The sequence below is a fragment of the Streptomyces sp. NPDC029159 genome (genome assembly GCF_055564055.1).
This window is the reverse complement of record NZ_JBVHWT010000001.1, coordinates 807,253-824,503: the sequence shown is the minus strand read 5'-3', so window position 1 is coordinate 824,503 and position 17,251 is coordinate 807,253. Positions and strand designations below refer to the sequence as shown.

The 17,251-nt window shown below is 67.9% G+C and carries 11 protein-coding genes and 2 pseudogenes; 10 read left to right on the top strand and 3 right to left on the bottom strand.

The window, feature by feature from the left end; genetic code table 11:
* Window positions 1–221: 221 nt before the first annotated feature.
* Window positions 222–520 (bottom strand): annotated as a pseudogene (locus ACZ4U4_RS03685) (tyrosine-type recombinase/integrase); the annotation flags it as partial.
* Between the two features lie 492 nt (window positions 521–1,012).
* Here ACZ4U4_RS03685 and ACZ4U4_RS03680 point away from each other — a divergent pair.
* From ACZ4U4_RS03680 to ACZ4U4_RS03665, 4 genes are all read left to right on the top strand, one after another.
* Window positions 1,013–1,216 (top strand): cold-shock protein, encoded by a 204-nt coding sequence (locus ACZ4U4_RS03680; RefSeq protein ID WP_467868797.1) that lies wholly within the window; start codon window positions 1,013–1,015, stop codon window positions 1,214–1,216.
* 312 nt (window positions 1,217–1,528) lie between these two features.
* Window positions 1,529–3,046 carry a DEAD/DEAH box helicase gene (locus ACZ4U4_RS03675; RefSeq protein WP_467868796.1) on the top strand — a complete coding sequence of 506 codons (1,518 nt, stop codon included), beginning with the start codon at window positions 1,529–1,531 and terminating at the stop codon, window positions 3,044–3,046.
* A gap of 46 nt (window positions 3,047–3,092) precedes the next feature.
* On the top strand, window positions 3,093–3,500 hold the full coding sequence (locus ACZ4U4_RS03670) for a CBS domain-containing protein (protein ID WP_467868795.1): 408 nt from the start codon (window positions 3,093–3,095) through the stop codon (window positions 3,498–3,500).
* A gap of 54 nt (window positions 3,501–3,554) precedes the next feature.
* Window positions 3,555–3,866, top strand: a complete 312-nt coding sequence (locus ACZ4U4_RS03665; RefSeq protein WP_467868794.1) for an SCO5918 family protein — start codon at window positions 3,555–3,557, stop codon at window positions 3,864–3,866.
* A gap of 107 nt (window positions 3,867–3,973) precedes the next feature.
* Here ACZ4U4_RS03665 and ACZ4U4_RS03660 read toward each other — a convergent pair whose 3' ends face one another.
* The gene (locus tag ACZ4U4_RS03660) at window positions 3,974–4,333 is read right to left on the bottom strand and encodes a hypothetical protein (RefSeq protein WP_467868793.1); all 360 of its coding nucleotides are present in this window, start codon (window positions 4,331–4,333) and stop codon (window positions 3,974–3,976) included.
* Between the two features lie 963 nt (window positions 4,334–5,296).
* Between ACZ4U4_RS03660 and ACZ4U4_RS03655 the strand changes: the two genes are divergently transcribed.
* Window positions 5,297–5,635: a MerR family transcriptional regulator gene (locus ACZ4U4_RS03655; RefSeq protein ID WP_467868792.1), complete on the top strand. Its 339-nt coding sequence runs from the start codon at window positions 5,297–5,299 to the stop codon at window positions 5,633–5,635.
* Window positions 5,636–6,027: 392 nt separating this feature from the next.
* Here ACZ4U4_RS03655 and ACZ4U4_RS03650 read toward each other — a convergent pair whose 3' ends face one another.
* Window positions 6,028–6,222 (bottom strand): hypothetical protein, encoded by a 195-nt coding sequence (locus ACZ4U4_RS03650; protein WP_467868791.1) that lies wholly within the window; start codon window positions 6,220–6,222, stop codon window positions 6,028–6,030.
* A 215-nt stretch (window positions 6,223–6,437) separates the two neighbouring features.
* Here ACZ4U4_RS03650 and ACZ4U4_RS03645 point away from each other — a divergent pair.
* From ACZ4U4_RS03645 to ACZ4U4_RS03625, 5 genes and pseudogenes are all read left to right on the top strand, one after another.
* Window positions 6,438–6,709: pseudogene (locus tag ACZ4U4_RS03645) on the top strand (hypothetical protein).
* A 606-nt stretch (window positions 6,710–7,315) separates the two neighbouring features.
* Window positions 7,316–12,418 carry an HD domain-containing protein gene (locus tag ACZ4U4_RS03640; protein ID WP_467868790.1) on the top strand — a complete coding sequence of 1,701 codons (5,103 nt, stop codon included), beginning with the start codon at window positions 7,316–7,318 and terminating at the stop codon, window positions 12,416–12,418.
* 325 nt (window positions 12,419–12,743) lie between these two features.
* Window positions 12,744–13,376, top strand: coding sequence for a hypothetical protein (locus tag ACZ4U4_RS03635; protein WP_467868789.1), 633 nt, complete (start codon window positions 12,744–12,746; stop codon window positions 13,374–13,376).
* A gap of 249 nt (window positions 13,377–13,625) precedes the next feature.
* The gene (locus tag ACZ4U4_RS03630; protein ID WP_467868788.1) at window positions 13,626–16,001 is read left to right on the top strand and encodes an McrB family protein; all 2,376 of its coding nucleotides are present in this window, start codon (window positions 13,626–13,628) and stop codon (window positions 15,999–16,001) included.
* A 16-nt stretch (window positions 16,002–16,017) separates the two neighbouring features.
* Window positions 16,018–17,205 carry a 5-methylcytosine restriction system specificity protein McrC gene (locus ACZ4U4_RS03625; RefSeq protein ID WP_467868787.1) on the top strand — a complete coding sequence of 396 codons (1,188 nt, stop codon included), beginning with the start codon at window positions 16,018–16,020 and terminating at the stop codon, window positions 17,203–17,205.
* Window positions 17,206–17,251 lie beyond the last annotated feature (46 nt).

Here is a 17,251-nt window from a genome sequence, read left to right as displayed (position 1 = left end):
ACTGAAGCGTCGAATAATTGCCGACTTGCGCTTGCGAAGCGCACCGGTTCCAGGCTTTGGGTAACGCTCGTCAGTGGCCAACTGGCCTACTGGTGCCCGGAGATAAAGGGGACCACATGGAATCCAGCGGTACCGAGTTGGCCGAGGCGCTCAAGGCCGTCCGCGACGGCCTCGCAACAGCGCAGCGGGACGGCGAGGGACCGCCCTTCCGCTGCACGGTCAAGGACGTGACCCCTGACCAGCTCATCCGTGGTGGCGGCGAGGCCGCGCTCTTCGACCCATGCAGGGCGTACGGCGCGAAGTTCACGGCGCCCGCATCCGGATCGACCCAGTCCTTGCGCTCGGTGTCGGCCTGGGTCAGGGTGAGCCAGGTCTGCGCGTCGGTCTTGGTGCCGAAGGTTTTCGGGGCGGTCCGGCGGCTGACGTCCGGCGCCCAGGAGCGGGCCTGCCAGCGGCCCGAGGGGAGCTGCCGGACTGAGCCGAACTCGCGTCGGCGGTGGGGCCTGCGACCCGCCGTCAGGCCGCCTTCCCGTAGGGGGACCGCGTGCGGCACGCAGGCTGGGCCGTGTTGGCCTCGATGTACGCGACGGGCACGTTCTCGGCGATGCGGACGAGGCAGCCGACCTTGACGGAGGCGATGTTCTGGACCTGGCCGGCGGCCGGCAGGTCACCTGGGCCATCGACATGACCGGCGGTGAGCCCGCCCTGCTGTCGGCCCTGCTCGTCACCCCATATCTATGCCCGCGGTGCAAGAATTTTATGGACCCCGCGAGGAGGCTTTCTACCACCGCACATAGGGTGGAAATATTTAGCGCACACAAGCCACCGCAGCATGCTACTGTCGATCTCGGTTGCAGTTTTGGTACCCAAAATTTTCAAGCGTCTCCAGTCGGCCTCCGCGCCGCTGAGGAGCGCTTTATATTTCCCGGCCATTCTCCGGGCTGGGCATCATCGCGGCGACACGGTGTCCGCACGGTGCGGATTCCGGTGCACTGCCCCAAGGAGATATGACATGGCTACTGGCACCGTGAAGTGGTTCAACGCGGCAAAGGGCTTCGGCTTCATCGAGCAGGACGGTGGCGGCGCCGACGTGTTCGCCCACTTCTCGAACATCGCAGCCGAAGGCTTCCGTGAGCTGCTCGAAGGCCAGAAGGTGACCTTCGACATCGCGCAGGGCCAGAAGGGCCCGACGGCCGAGAACATTGTTCCCGCCTGACACTGACGCGCATTTTGTAGCTGGGGCCCGCATCTCTCGGGGTGCGGACCTCAGCTGCACACATTTCCCCGCGGTGATTTCTCCTGCGGGACGCAGGATTTCGGGTCGCGCCCTCCCCACAGTCGCGCCCCTCGACCGCCGTCCTGGATTTCACATCCACCGGACGTCGCCTATTTCAGCGCCTGGGCCTGTACGGATTTCCCGTGGACCAGATGCGCTTTCGCGTTCCATTCGGCCCGGTCTCGTAATTCCCAGCGCTGCTTTTCTGCTGCGGGAGTTCCTTGATGCGTGCCGTATCAAGGAAGGTTCTGAATGAACCCCGCACGTAGGAACGAGCGCTCCTCTCGCACCCGCAGCCGCACCGGCGGCCCCGCTTTCGGCACGGGCGGCGCTGGTTCGCCTCGGGGCGGCCGCTTCGGCTCGTCCACGCCGAGCCGTTCCGGAAGCCCGAGCCGCTCGGGCGGCCGCGGCCGCCGGCCCGCCGTGGTCCAGGGCGAGTTCGCCCCGCCCAAGACGATCACCCCCGCGCTGCCCGCGGTCGACGCCTTCGCCGACCTGGACATGCCCGGGGAACTGCTGGCCGCCCTCGGCGCGCAGGGCGTGACCGTGCCCTTCCCGATCCAGGGCGCCACCCTGCCCAACACCCTGGCCGGCCGTGACGTCCTCGGCCGCGGCCGCACCGGATCCGGCAAGACCCTCGCCTTCGGCCTCGCCCTGCTGGCACGCACCGCCGGACAGCGCGCCGAGCCCCGCCAGCCGCTCGCTCTCGTACTCGTCCCCACCCGCGAGCTGGCCCAGCAGGTGACCGACGCCCTCACCCCGTACGCCCGCTCCGTGAAACTGCGTCTGACCACGGTCGTCGGCGGCATGTCGATCGGCAAGCAGGCCGGCGCGCTGCGCGGAGGCGCGGAGGTCGTCGTAGCCACGCCAGGCCGGTTGAAAGACCTCATCGACCGCGGTGACTGCCGGCTGAACCAGGTCGCCATCACCGTCCTCGACGAAGCCGACCAGATGGCCGACATGGGCTTCATGCCCCAGGTCACCGCCCTGCTCGACCAGGTACGCCCGGAAGGCCAGCGCATGCTCTTCTCCGCCACCCTGGACCGCAACGTCGACCTGCTGGTGCGTCGCTACCTGACCGACCCGGTCGTGCACTCCGTCGACCCGTCCGCCGGCGCGGTGACGACGATGGAGCACCACGTGCTGCACGTCCACAGCGCCGACAAGCAGCGGATGACGACGCAGATCGCGGCGCGCGAAGGCCGGGTCATGATGTTCCTGGACACCAAGCACGCCGTCGACCACCTGACCGAACACCTGCTCAGCAGCGGAGTACGAGCCGCCGCGCTGCACGGCGGGAAGTCCCAGCCCCAGCGCACCCGAACGCTCGCCCAGTTCAAGACCGGCCACGTCACCGTGCTGGTCGCGACCAACGTGGCGGCGCGCGGCATCCACGTCGACAGCCTCGACCTCGTCGTCAACATCGACCCGCCGACCGACCACAAGGACTACCTCCACCGCGGCGGCCGCACCGCCCGCGCCGGCGAGTCCGGCAGCGTCGTCACGCTGGTCACCCCGAACCAGCGCCGCGGCATGACCCGTCTGATGGCCACCGCCGGGATCACCCCGCAGACCACCCAGGTCCGCCCGGGCGAAGAGTCACTACACCGCATCACCGGCGCCCAGGACCCTTCCGGGATCCCGGTCACCATCACCGCACCCGTGACCGAGCGGCCCCGGCGCAGCAGCGCATCCCGCGGCCGACGCAGGCCCCGCCCGGCTACCCGGCGCATGAACGGGCGGCAGTCATCCTTCGACGCGGCGGCCTGAGAACCACTTGATCAGGAAACTGACCCACCTCTGCAGGAGGCACGTTGTGACGTTGATCCAGATGCAGGACCGCTCGGCACATGGCGACCCCGTGCACCGGATGGCGGTCGATGCCATGGAGTCGGACGTTCCGCAAGTCTGTGACGACATGACCGTCGAAGTGGCCTGGTCTGTCATGGCCGGCGCCCGCACGGGTCATCTGCTCGTCTGCGACGAGGACGACCTGTGCACCGGGGTGATCACCCGGGCCCAGCTCGCCGCCGTCCGTGAGGGCGACACGTACACGGACCGGCTCCGGCTCCGCGATGTCCTCGGCGAACGCGAGCCGTTCGCCTCACCCCTGACCACGACGGTCGAGGCCGAGCACGCGATGCGCCATCGCCGGCCGGAGTCGGCCCTGCCCGTTGTCGACGAACAAGGCCGCTCTTCGGTCGTCCTCGCCCTCGCACGCTGAACCGCCTCACGACCGCAGTTCCGACGTGACCGTCCCCTTCCTCTGTGAGGCATCATGCGCTGTGTCATCGCCCGTTTCCCGTTCGACCTGACCAAGAGCGGTGTCCTGGAATCGATGAAGGGCGTCAAGCCCGAGCAGGTCACCGGCGAGTCCGTGACCATCGGCCGCCGCACCTACCCCGCCAAGCAGGTCGGCCAGATCATCACCCGGCAGGACCGACGCGACTTCAGCGCCGGCGAGGTTCTCCGAGCCATGACGCAGCTCGGCTTCACCTGCCACGTCCTGCCCAGGGCCACCGTGCCGACGCACCCCCTCACCCCGCTCCAGCAGGCGTCCGCGATGCTCGGCGTACCGGTGACCGACTGAGCGAGGGGCACGGCACCGGCTGCCACCCGAGCAGCGAGGAGGGCCCGACCGGCACGTGCCGGTCGGGCCCTCCGGCGTCCCGACGGGTCCTTCCACACGTCGCCGGGTCAGTGGTCGGAGTAGCTGAAGTCGCCCATCGTCCAGGCGCTTACGTCGTCGATCGAGACGCGGTACATCCCGCCCGTCTCCGGGATCCCCAACGGTCCCTGAAGGATGCGGGCCATGTGAAAGTGCAGATGTGTGGGCGGACCCTCCCGGCGCGTTGTGGCGGTGAAGATGGAGGCGAACTCGCCCAGGCGGGCGGAGTCCGTCAGGACCTCTGACACCCGCTGCCTCCACACGGCTTCGGGAGCCAGCCGACCGGTGATGACAGCACCACCGGTGACCACGGTCAGGGACATCTGATTGCTCTGCCCCGACTCCACCAGGGCGGCGACGTCAGCGAGCAGCTCGTCAGGCTTCGGCATGAGAGCCGATTCTATTCACCGGCCGTCCCCCGCTCACCAGTGGTCGCGCCCCTGGCGAGTAGGGCACTCCACGTCTCGCCGCCAGAGGCGCGCCGGGTGACCGCAGTCGCTCGGGCGAGGCGATGGACCGCGCCGGAAGCAGTAGTCGAAGCACTGTGCATCGGCGACACACCGGGCCCCCGCGTTCGGCTGCCGCCACGCCCTTGGGCCTGACCAGCAGTGATGGCCGGCCCTGCATGCCTGGGACCACCATGTGCAGCTAGCTCAGCCCGAGGCGCACGAAAATCTATGATGGCCGCAGTAGACATTGGGCGGTGGCGTGGTTATGGTTTCTCTCGTAGCTCAGAGAGACCGAAGGGCTCGGCAGAGACGAACTGCCGGGCAGCAGTACATGCAGTTGCAGTTCGCAGGGCGGTCCGGTGGTGGAGTTCCGAAGCCAGGGTTGTTGCAGGACGGCGACGGGACTGACGGCCGGACCGGGTGGCCCGCAGTCATCAGGGGCCGCCAGGAGCAGTACCAGCAGCGCAGTCAGTGAGCAGTACCTCGGTAAAGGCGTCGGCTGCGGGCGCGCGTACCGGGAAGTTCGGCAGTGGGGTTCCAAGCCAGAGCAGATGCAGGATGGGCAACGGGGCCGGCTGTCGAAGAGTGGCGCTGTGACAGGCCACCAGCAGTACGCAGTTCCCCGCTTCACCAGCAGTTGATCAATGAGGAAGAACGGAGGAGCCAGGCGCCATCAGGATCGCCCGGGCCGAAGGCCGAGCCCGGGTACCGCAGGACATCGATAGTGAGGTGGTCTCCGGTCAAGCAACCGCGATCCCCGCACCCCCGGCAGCAAATCGGCCGGGGCGGCGGAAACAGGAGGTCGGCGCAGTATCAGGGCCGACAGATGGTGTAGTAGTTCCTTCGGGGCCCTGGTGCCGTACGGCACCAGGGCCCCTCCATGCGTTCCATGAGAGAGGTGCAATGACAGCAGACGACTCGTTCGGCCGCCTTGACGACGACGACTACCCCGCCTACACGATGGGCCGGGCCGCCGCCCTCCTCGGCACCACCCAGGGCTTCCTGCGTGCCATCGGCGAGGCCCGCCTGATCACCCCGCTGCGCTCCGAGGGCGGACATCGTCGCTACTCCCGCTACCAACTGCGCATCGCGGCACGCGCCCGGGAACTCGTCGACCAGGGCACCCCCATCGAGGCCGCCTGCCGCATCATCATCCTTGAGGACCAGCTCGAAGAAGCCCAGCGCATCAACGCCGAATACCGCCGCGCCGCCGAGTCGTCCCCGCCGCCGGCCTCGGACTGAGGTGAACTCGCCAGCCGTCGGATACGACCCGGAGCCCTGACGAAGGCGTACTCATGCGCGGATGCCCGTGGGAGATCCGCGCCCGTGGCAGCGCCGCGCATGGCCAGGTGGGTGCCGTGCGCGGCCCGGCTGGAGCACTGCCCGGTTCCTTCCGCGCCCCCGGCACCCGGGACGACCCAACCCATCGGCCCCTCGATGGGCGCCGATTACGCCGTAGACCCGCCCTCTCCTGGCTCACCACCGCAGAGCGTCCATCGGCACCGGCGCTCACGGAGAAGGGGCTGATGGGTGATCAGCCCCGTACGAACCGAACGAGCGGCAGGACCGAGGCGGGCCTCCGGTCGTCCCAACTCCCTCAAGAGTCCTGGACGGAAAACCTCTGGCACCACGTGTCACGCGTCAGGCCCCGGATCGTCAACGGTGGCGACGAGGAGTTGTGTGGCCTGGGTGAGGTGTACGACGCGGTCGTCGATGACCAGGCGGGCCGGGAGTCCGGTCCGGGCGTCGGCGTCGGCGTCGGCGTCGGCGTCGGCGTCGGCGTCGGCGTCGGCGTCGAGGATGCCGGTCCGGGACTGGGTGGTTTCCATACGGAGCACGGCCGTACCCGGTTTCACCGCCTGGTGGGTCGAGTCCGGAAGAAGCAGCGGTGCGGGGCGGGGAGTGCCGGAGTCGGCCAGAGCGGTCCGCCCCTCTCGGAGACGCGGGCGCGGCCGTCGGCCAGCAGCACACCGCCCGCCGGTAGCCGCACCCACACCCACGCCGACGAGATCTGACGGCCACGGGCCCCAGGAGAGGAGTGGCCATGGCGACCCTCCGCGAGCGAAAGAGCTACCGCGAGCAGATCCTCGGGGCGCTGTACGAAGCTGGCGAAGGAACCGCCTCCTCGGAAGGACCGGAACCCGGCTCGCCCACGACCTCGACATCCCGGAACTGGACCTCGCCGCCGCCTGTACCTACCTGGCGGGTGAGGGCCTGATCACCGTCGACTGGCAGCCCGGCAACATCCCCGCCATGGTCACGCTCACCCACCAGGGCATCCGGCTGGGGGAGGCCGAGGAGGAGAAGCGCGGCTGAGAGTGCCAACGCTTGCGCCCGCAACGCGGGCTCACGGACGATGCGGGAAGAGTCACGGCGTCCCACACGGCGGGCGCAGTGAACCGTGTCATCCCGACGTCCGCCGGGGGCGTGCCTCAAGCGTGCCCTTCGGAGTGGTGGACAGCGGTCAACACAGGTGCCAGGAGTACCCGCAGACAACACATACGCCGGAAAGAAATACCAGGTCAGCGACCCTACCGACCACCAAGGCGGCAGTGATTCCCAAGCTCAGAGTGCGGGTTCGATTCCCGTCACCCGCTCCATAGTTGAGGCCCAGGTCGAAGACCTGGGCCTTCGTTGTTGTCTGAACCAGTTCAGGCGTCGCGCACCAGAAGGCTTCTGAGCGGGCTTGCTGCGGGCCGTCCGCACGAGGTCGTCCAGCCCGCTCGCGACTTCTTGTTGCCGTTCAAGTCCGAGTGCTGGTACAGCGGCGCGGCCTTCTCCGACGACTGGCCGGTGTGGACCGTCCTTGAGGGTGGCGCCCGAGCGTGCGCCTTGGCTCGTCCACCAGCGACTCGACCGTTATGCCTCCTTGTAGCCAGGCCGGGTGAAAAAATGCGCGGGTCGGAAAGGGAACGAGGCCCAGTGGAAGACAACAGACGCATAGCCCTGCTCATCGGTGTGGGCGACAATCCGGGGGCGGAACATGTTCTTCCCTCCCTGTCCGCGACGGTCGACGCGGATCTGCATGTGCTGGGCACCTCCTTGGAGGACAGCGGCTACGCCGTGGAGACCCTGCGCAATCCCACCCGAAACGCGATCACCGAACGCATCGCAGAGCTCTCGGCGAGCGCGCCGCCAAGCAGCACACTGCTCCTCTACTTCACCGGGCACGGCATCCGGGTCGGCACCACCGACTACTTGGTGCCCTCCGACGCCCGTGCCCCTGCCGACAACCGCGACAGCGCGGCCGGGTGGGAGCAGCCCCACGTACGGGAGTCGCTTCTGGAGGCCGACATCAGCCGCTATCTGGCCAACTGCTCGGCCAGCAGCGTGCTGTGGTTGATCGACGCCTGCCGGTGGGCCGGGGACGAGCAACAACCCGCCTTCGGCAGCAATGTCGTCCAGGGCCCTCCACACAGCGGTTTCGCCATGATGACGAGCTGCGGCCCAGGTGAACCCAGCGGATTCGCGGAGACGGGGAGCTTCTTCACGTCGGCGCTCGCCCGGGCCTTCGACCCGCTGACCGAGGCCACGACCGTGGAGCAGATCTACGAGAAGACCCGACGCGACACCCAGTCCCTTTCCTTACGAACGCTGGGCGGACCGCAGAAGGTCCTGATCCATTACGGCACCGACCTGGCGGAACAGACCAGGTCCCTGGTGGTCGCCGAGGGCAGACAGCTACTGGAAACGTGGCAGGCCGCCGTGCGCGCACCTGCCCTCTGGGAACGGGTCCCGGATTGCGACACGGATGCCGTGGCCCACCTTCAGGACTGTCTGGCGGACCTGGCCGCACAGGCCGCCCGCCACGTCCACCGTGCTCAGAAGCGGCTGCCCGATCCATGGGCCGACGACGACTATCCGGTACGGCTGCTGACCGGCCGCCTCCTCCAGCTCCTGCCCAAGGGCGCCGAGCTGTCCGCCTTGGAGGTCACCGCGCTGATCGCCGGTGTCCTGTTGCACGAAATGGCCTGGGCCGAGCGGCAGAGCCAGGCCGCCGAGTTCCATCCGCAACTCGTGTGGCGCGACGACGAGGCCGACGACCAGCGGCGACTCTACGAGCAGATCACCGAACACTACCCCCAGATCACCGAGAAGCTCACGAACTCGTACCGATGGCTGGCAGACCCTGGGGATGACCGACATGCCGTCACCCTGTGGCTGGTCCACCGCTGGATCGAGGAGCGGTTCGCGACCGACGAGGAGGCCATACCCGCGGTGCTGGCCGACGGCTTCGTGGCTCGGCTCCTCGACGTGACACTGCCGACGACGGGCGAGCGGCTCGGCGGCCGGGCAGAATCACTCTCCACGGCACTGCGCATGGTCTCCGCGGGCCTCGCCGTCGGAGCTCCACCGGACGACCAGCCGCTACCGCCGGACCGCCACATCGTCCGCGGAACACCGTGGCGCCTGCGCGTACGCCCTCTCGCAGCGCTGCTGCGGCTCGCGGGGATGCTCGCCTTCGACACCCGGTGTCTGCCAGAAGTCCTTGCCGAGCATCTCGCCGTCTCCGATCCGGTGGTGCCGAGCAAGGCGGTCGCCGTGCTCAGGGATGCCTTCTGGGATGTCGACCAGGAAGGGAGCGCCCCTCCGTATCTGCATCTGGACGCGGTCTGCCCTCACCCGGCGATCCACGCGGCGCTCGCCTCGGTCGTCGAGGACGCCGACGACCTCGGTCAGCTGCTACGGGAGTCCGCCCGCCGCCTCCCCCAGGACGAGGCCGCGCTGCTGCGAGGCATCCCGGCGAGGCTGTCCGACCACCGGCTGCGACCGGACCGCGAGCACGGCATGGACTCGTACGACGTTCCGCTCGCCCAGTTCTCGCTGGCGCAGACGGAGATCCGCCGTCTGCTCATGGGGGAGAAGCTGTATGACGGCGAGCCCGAACTCGCGCTGCGGGAGCTGTACCAGAACGCTCTGGATGCCTGCCGCTACCGAGAGATGCGCGGTCGGTATCTGCGGGATCTCGGCCGGGAACCGGCGGAGTGGGCGGGCCGGATCCGCATCGAGGTGGGCGAGGACAGTCGCGGTCGTTACGTCGAGTGTGTGGACAACGGCGTCGGTATGACATTCGACCAACTGAAGAACACCTTCACCCGGGCCGGCCGCCGCTTCGACCAGTCCCATTCCTTCCGCCGGGAACAGGCCGCGTGGCTTCGCCACGACAGTTCACTGCGGCTGTATCCCAACAGCCGTTTCGGTATCGGTGTCTTCAGTTACTTCATGCTCGCCGACGAGATGACGATCGTGACCCGCCATGTCGGCCCGGACGGTCGCCCGGCGAAGAAGGCACTGCGCGTCGAGATCCCCGTCAGCGGCAGTCTCTTCCGCGTACGGGAGGAGGGCGAGCACGGCGGCGCGGCGTTGCCGAAGGGCGGAACGCGCGTCCGGCTGTACCTGCGCCGTGCGGGGGCGCTTCCCGGGGGCTACGCCGTTTCCGTACTGCGCTCTCTCATCCTGATCAGCGAATTCCAGCTGGAAGTACGCGACCAGGACGGCGCGGAGGAGACCTGGCTGCCCGGATGTATCAAGTCCGGTGAAGGCCCGGGAGCGTTCTCCACTCGGTTCGCCTTCGAGGCGGTGCCGGGCACATTGTGGTGGGTCTCGGGCAACGGAGCGATCGTGTGCGACGGGATCGCCGCGAACAAGCGGACCTACGGATATGTGCTCAACCTGTCTGGCGCGCACGCGGGCGAACTCAGCGTCAACCGCAAGACGTTGGAGAGCTACGACACCCAATGGGCACGGAAGCAGTTCCAGCAGGGCGCCCGAGTACTGGCCACAGGCGGGAGGTTGAACCTTCAGTGGCTATGGGCCATGGAGTCTCACGACCCCTCGGTCGCTCGCATCCTCTGGAGGGCTCTGCGGGATCAAGGCGTGCTCGTGTCGGATGGCCGCGGCCGACAGAGGAACCTCGACGAGGTCGGCTGGTTCAGTTTGGACGCCTCCATGGAGGACCGACGCCCGAAGTACGAGGAGAAGAAGCTCTCCGAGGCGGTCCGCCCCTGGCGGCTGGCCGTGCTCGGACCGGAGTTCCGCACCCGGAACGCAGCGGTTCCGCTGTCCCTCTCCGGCCACCCCGTTCCGCAGCCGGGCTGGTCGGACATCGCGGCGAAGGTCGAGGGCGACTGGCGTAACGCGATTCTGGTGGCCGACGAACAGGACGCAACCGTGGCAGAGGTGCTCCGCGCGACGCGGGGCCTGCGCATCGCCCATCCGCGCCTGGCGGGGCCAGCAGTCATCAGTGACGGCGACCTCGACTGGAAACCGGAATTCACAGACTGGTACATCATGAAGGGACTCCTGGGCAGCAAACCCCATCCATTGGACGGCCTCGCCATCACTGCCTGGGGGCGGCCCCTGCCGCCCAAGCGACAGGCCGCCGATGAGATCTACTACCGGCACACGCCCGAAGATCTCTCCGGCATCGCCCGGACCTCCGCGAGATTTCGTGAGCCGCTCGGAAAGCTGGCCGAGGCATGCACCCGATACGCACCGTTCGTGGGCGAACCACTGGGCGCCGTACCGGACCACCATCGCGACCACGTCTGCACGGACACCGAGTTGAAGCTTCTTTACCTTCAGGAGGACAAGCACCGCTGGCGGCCCGCCGTGCACCCCTGGGACGTGCCGGCAGTGGCAGCCACGACAGGCCTCACCGCAGATGAAGTGCACCGACGCATGGCCACGTTCGCCTGGCTGGGACGCCCCACACCCGATCCGATCCTGGCCGCCCGATGGGCTGCCGTGTCGCCGGAGGTGCTACCCGTCCTGCGCCGCTTCATCGTCCACGGCGCCGACGGCCGCCCCATGATGCCCTGGGCCGCCACCATCGAGCTGGCCGCGGAGTGCGACATGTCCGTGTGGGAGGCCGAGCGCGCCCTCGCCCGTGAGACGGAGCGTCTCGGAGTGGTCCACCACCGGCGCTACACCAGGCGCTCCTCCGGACGGGACGCGGTCCCCTCACCCGACGCGGCCAACCTCGTACGGTGGCTGCACCAGGAGGGCATCCGCCTGGAGGGCGGCGTATCACTCCGGGACCTCGCTTTCGTCCGCTCACACGAGGAGTCGTTCGAGGAGCTTTCCTGGTACCTGGACGAGTTGAGAGAGGCCGAGGTAGATCTCCCGGATGCAGCGGCCCTGCTGTGCGCCTGGGACGATCTGCCCACGCCGAGCAGATACGCGTTCTCGGGGGTGGACCCCAGCTGGGATGGCGCCGACTATCCCGTGCCGGCGACCTCGGCCGTGCTGTTCACCGGAAGCCAGCGGCTCCGGCAGCAGCTGTCGGTCCTGTGGAACACCGCACACCAGGAAGCCCAGAACATCGGGCTGAGCGCCGCACTCGTGGCTCCACACCCGCCCAAGGTGCTGAGGGAGTTCGTTCCCACGTGGGACGAGATCGCGGCGCTGGTCGACGAAGGCATGTACGAGGACGTGGACTACGAGTGGTTCGAAACCCCTCGCTGGGCCCCGCTCACCGCGCAACGGCTGGTGGGTTACGCCCGCGCCCGCACCCTCGGCGCCCAGACTGCGTACCAGGCTCTGGCGCCCTTGCGGGCCATCGGCGCCCTCGTACCGGAACTGACCGCCGAGGCAGAAGCGGCGCTGCCGGACGAGGTGCCCAGCGCCCACGATGCCGTTGCGGTCGACCCGGCGTATCGCGTCTCCGAGCCCGGCACTCCCCTCCTCCCCCTCGACCTGGTCAGCATCGCGGGCCGGCTCGGTGAGTCGGTACGCCACACCTGGCAACAGCGCATCACGCCGTACGTCGCTCTGGAGGAGACACCGCCGTCGATCACCGACGTACCGGACGTCGTACCCGGCTGGCAAGACCTGGTCCTCCTCTCCGAGGGCCTCGACGGGAAACTTCCCGCGCTGAGCGGCCCGGTCCAGCCAGACCGGATCGAACGCTGTGCTCGGGCAGTTGGTGAGACGCCCGAGTGGGTGCGCGGGCGTCTGGAGAGATATGCAGGCCTGTTCGGGCTCCAGCTGACGTGCACCGCCGAAAGGGAAGAGAAGTCATGACGCGGGCCAACCGACACGATCACCGTATGCCGTACGCCGATGAGGATCTCGGCGAGCTCGATGCCTCTCTGTTCACCCAGCAGCCGGCCCCGGACGGTGGAGGTGTGATCGTCGCAGGGACGTGCCCACGCTGTCATGGCGCCACCAGAACGCTGTTCCCGTGGGCCCGGCCGGGAACAGGGACGAAGGGCAGACTGAGCCTGCTTCTCGGGACGGGAACAACACGGAGGGCGGAGGAAGGACCGGAGCCACTGCTGGCGGAGGTGCACCTGTGCGAGTGCGGGCACGCCCATCCCCATGTGCCCCCGGACACGTCGTTCCTCGGGTGCGGCGCGATCTGGCGAATCCGACGATGAGCGCCTCATCCGAGCGCCGCTGGGCCGAACTCGCCCGTGAACTGGAATTCACCAGACTTCCGGAGCTGCGCAGACAGGCGGAAGGATGGCGCACCGGTCTCACGGGGCTGACAGCCCTGCTCGCGGTCCTCGCCCTGCTGAAGGGCCGCGACAACCTCGGCGATCTGCCGGACGCGGCCCGTGCGACCGCCACCGGATTGCTGGTAGCCGCCTTTGCGCTGCTGGTTACGGGCTCGCTCCTGGCCGTACGAGCGGCGCACGGGACTCCGGAGCACGAGATACTCCTGGGCGGGCAGGCCCTGCGTCGCTGGACCGAGCAGGAAGTGGCACGAGTGACACGGGCACTGGCCTGGGCTGCCCTGTGCTGCGTCCTGGGAGTGTCCCTGGTGGTCGGCGCACTCGTCGTCGCCTGGGTGACGACGGAGCATTCCGATACGCATCCGGTCGTCGTCAGCACGCGCACCGGCGTTCTCTGCGGTGAGTTGCTCCTTGCCGACCGACAACATGTAGAGATTCACTCTGAAATAAGCGGAAAAGTCTCCTTACCATGGACTGCTGTCGTGAGCTTGAAACCTGGAAATGGCTGCAACCGAACGCCCTGATCCATCCGCTTGGATCTGCGGCTTTATGCCACCACACCACCTTCGCTCAGCTAGCCCCCCTTCGCGCGAGCAATACGCACCTATGAAGTACCCCCCTCCGGAACTAAGCCCAGGCCGGTGTGGACCCAGTTTTGATCATTTGCCCGGGCCTGCGGGAACGCCTGAGGCGCCTCGGGTGGTACGAGGGGGCAGCGGGCAGGAACCGATCCCTGATGTTGCCGCTCCGGGCTGATGCCGAAGAATGCGCACATGGCTGAGAGCACACAGTTCCGGGAAGGACTCGCTGCGCGCATTGCGTGCTTCGATCGGGACGGGGCGCAGCAGGCCGCCCGTATGGCGGAGGGAGAGCGGCAGCAGGTGCTGTCCTTGTTTCCGCTGGAGAACTGGAAACAGCTTGACCTGGGACAGTATGCGTTGGGGTCTGACGACCGCAGGGACGAGCTCTCCTTCTGCCGGTTGATGGAATACGGCACCGACAATTCCGGCAGTATCCGCGGCGGCAGCGCAGCGAAGCACATCATCTACCAGCGTTCGGGCCAGTGGCGAGTCGTGCCCAGCGCATTGCGCGCGCTTGGGGCCAAAGCGGCGTGGGCCCAGGTGCGCTCCGAGTTCGTGACAGCCTTCGACGCGGCCAGAGAAGAGAAGTACGCGCCTCTGGACGACCTGGAGTCGCTGTCATACGGACAGGCGCTGACCACCAAGGCACTGGCGGTCTACTTCCCCGGTGAGTTCCTGCCCGTCTTCTCCGCCGCGCACATCCGCCACTTCACTGCGCTGCTGGGAGGCAGGCCTGGTGCGCACTCCTCCGGCATCCCCACTTGGCGGGCAAACCGCGAGCTGCTCACACTCCTGGGCGAGTACGAGGAGTTCAAGGGGTGGAGTCCGCATGAGGTGACGGACTTCCTGTACACCTTCCACGATCCGCGTCCGCAGGACCGCCTGATCTGGAAGATCGCGCCAGGGAAACGTGCCAGCCTCTGGGGCGACTGCCTCCAGAATCGCTGTATCCGGATCGCCTGGGACGAAGTCGGCGGCCTGGGGCAGTACGAGAGCGACCAGGAGCTCAAGGCCGCATTGGATCAGCAGTGGCCGCACAGCACCGGCGGAAACCTGCGGCTTGCACGGCAGATGCTGGCCTTCCGCGACCTGGAGCGCGGCGATCTCGTCGTCGCCAACCAAGGAAAATCGAGAGTGCTGGCCGTAGGCACCGTCGCGGCAGGGTACGTGTACGACCCCCACGCGCAGACGCACCGCCACACCGTGAGCGTGGACTGGGACACCTCGTACGCCCAGAGCTTCGATGCGCCCCGGCACGCCTGGCAGCAGACGCTCGCCAAGGTGCCTGCCACCTTGATGCGGGAGATCCGGCGCGGACGAGGCCGGTACGACGCCGACGCAGACCCCAATCCGACCGTTGACGCCAAGGGCGCCAGGGTCGTGGGAAAGGCTGCGGCCGTCAAGGGGGCCGGGCTGCCGGATGACGAGCTTCCCGATGACGTACGGAAAGTACGGGATCTGCTGGAGCACAAGGGACAGGTCGTGCTCCAGGGCCCGCCCGGCACCGGCAAGACCCGGCTGGCGCTCAGCGTCGCCCTCGCCCTTGCAGGACGTGCGGACCTGATCGAGGCGCCTCCGGGAGAGCGGGCCGCGGGTCTCGCGGAACTGTCCGCACTGCCCAAGAAGGTGGACGGCGACGGGAAAGTGGGAGAGGCAGATGAGGAGCGGGCGGCCCGGCTCACGATGGTGACTTTCCATCCCTCCTACGGATACGAGGACTTCGTCGAGGGTTTCCGGCCGGACACAGCAGCGGCCGGGGCCGGGCTCCATCTGAAGATGAAGAAAGGGGTCTTCCTCCGGGTCTGCGCAGAGGCGAAGAAGGCCCCGAAGGACATCTTCCTGATAGTCGTGGACGAGATGAATCGCGGTGATCTGCCGCGCATTCTCGGTGAGTTGATCACCTTGCTGGAACTCGACAAACGGGGATCGGTCTCCATCACCCTGCCGACCAGCGGGCAACCGCAGACCGTGCCGCCGAACGTCCGCATCATCGGCACCATGAACTCCGCCGACCGCAGCGTGGGCCACATCGACTCCGCGATCCGACGCAGATTCGCGTTCGTCGACGTACCGCCGGACCTGGACTCTCTGGACGGCGAGGTCGAAGGGCTCGGGCTGGCCGCCTTGCTGGAGGGTCTGAACGAGCGGCTCGACGCACAATTCGGCCCGGATCACCTGCTCGGCCAGGCATACCTCCTCTCCGACGACCGGCCGCTCGCCACCGCGGAAACAGCTCTCGCACGCCTTCTACCACGAGATCGTGCCGCTCATCACGGACTACTGCCTCGGCCGCCCCACAATGCTGCAGGCCGTGCTGAGCGAGCTGGTGGACAACAGGACGGGACGAGTCGTCCAGACGAATCCGAGGGACCTTCCGAGCATGCTGGCGAAGGTCTTCGTCACCGACGGGCCCCTCAACGAGGACGGCGCCTCGGCCAAGTCCGAATGGAACGAGGGGTAGCCGGTGGCACAGGGAGCCGCCAGGCGGGAAGTGACGCTCGACGAGTACACGTCCGGCGAAGTACCGAAATCCGACCTGAGCGCCGCCGATCTACACAGGCTCCGTGAGCTCAAGGCCGTCGGTGTGATCGAGAAACTGGACCACTGTGTTCTCACCGCGCGCACGATCACCGGGGTTCTGGAGCTCAGCCGCATCCGGCTCGTGCTCCGTCCCAAGCTCCCGATCGCGGGCAATCGGCTGATCGACTGGCTCTCGTACGCCAGCGGGCAGAACAGCACCACCACCGAGGAGCTGCGCAACTGGCCTCTCGGCAAGGACGGCTACGCAGGTCTGGTACCCGCCGCCTTGCTGTACGAGTGCCAACTGCTGTTGCGCCGCGGTCTGCGCAGGGACTACGTACGCCGACAGCGTGTAGACACCACGCTGCGGGGTCGGCTGAACGTAGCGGCGCAGGCCACCAGATGCTTCGGCGCGGTCGACCAGCTGCACGTCAGCACCTTCGAGTACGAGGACGGAGGCTGGGAAAACTTGGCGTGCGGAGCCGCCCTGACAGCCGTAGCCGGCCAAGTGAGCGACCCTCTCCTCAAGCACCAGCTGACCGTCACGGCCAAGGACTTCCCGGTCCCTCGCCGCATCCCGGACACGTTGTCACTGCTCGCCCGTGGGCAGTACTCCGTACTCAACGACCACTACCGGCCCGCCCACGCATGGGCACGCATGGTGCTCGGCGGCGGCGGACCCAACGATCTGCTGAACCCGTACGGCTTTAGGGCACAAGGACTGTTGCTCAAGCTGGACGATCTCTGGGAGAGCGTCGTCCAGAGGATGGCGGCCGAGGCAGCGGTGGCTGTCGGTGGCCGGTGGGCCAGAGACGCGGGCCACCACATCCGGACATACGGAAGGAACGGGAGCAGTAACCCGCCCTTCCGCCCCGACGTGCTGCTGTCCTTCGCCACGCCTGCCGCACCCCCCGGGGCCACGCCCTGCCTGGCCGTGGACGCGAAGTACAAGAACTACGCGGAGAAGAACGTCTCCCGTGAGGACCGCCACCAACTCCTCACCTACATCGCCGGCTACACCGACCCCGGCAACCCCCTCGCCCTGGTGGTCCACCCCAACCCACAAGGACCTTCCGAGCACCAGCTGGAATTCCGTGGGCCGCGCGGGCTGGTGGGGCGCATTCTGGTGCTCGGCCTGGACACGCGCACCGATCCGAAGACCGCGGCCGAACCGCTGCGGAAGGCCATCGCGGACTTCGCCGCATTCATGAGCGGCCGTGGCCACGATCCGACCGGGGAAATGCCCGGCTGAGCTTTCGTACATCGGCGTCCGCTTCACCTCCCTCGCCCGGACGGGG

What these genes read in the sequence shown, in the direction of transcription:
- ACZ4U4_RS03680 (WP_467868797.1), top strand. Translation starts at nt 1,013, where the DNA reads ATGGCTACTGGCACCGTGAAGTGGTTCAACGCGGCAAAGGGCTTCGGC.
- ACZ4U4_RS03675 (WP_467868796.1), top strand. Translation starts at nt 1,529, where the DNA reads ATGAACCCCGCACGTAGGAACGAGCGCTCCTCTCGCACCCGCAGCCGC.
- ACZ4U4_RS03665 (WP_467868794.1), top strand. Translation starts at nt 3,555, where the DNA reads ATGCGCTGTGTCATCGCCCGTTTCCCGTTCGACCTGACCAAGAGCGGT.
- ACZ4U4_RS03660 (WP_467868793.1), bottom strand. Translation starts at nt 4,333, where the DNA reads ATGCCGAAGCCTGACGAGCTGCTCGCTGACGTCGCCGCCCTGGTGGAG.
- ACZ4U4_RS03655 (WP_467868792.1), top strand. Translation starts at nt 5,297, where the DNA reads ATGACAGCAGACGACTCGTTCGGCCGCCTTGACGACGACGACTACCCC.
- ACZ4U4_RS03650 (WP_467868791.1), bottom strand. Translation starts at nt 6,222, where the DNA reads ATGGAAACCACCCAGTCCCGGACCGGCATCCTCGACGCCGACGCCGAC.
- ACZ4U4_RS03630 (WP_467868788.1), top strand. Translation starts at nt 13,626, where the DNA reads ATGGCTGAGAGCACACAGTTCCGGGAAGGACTCGCTGCGCGCATTGCG.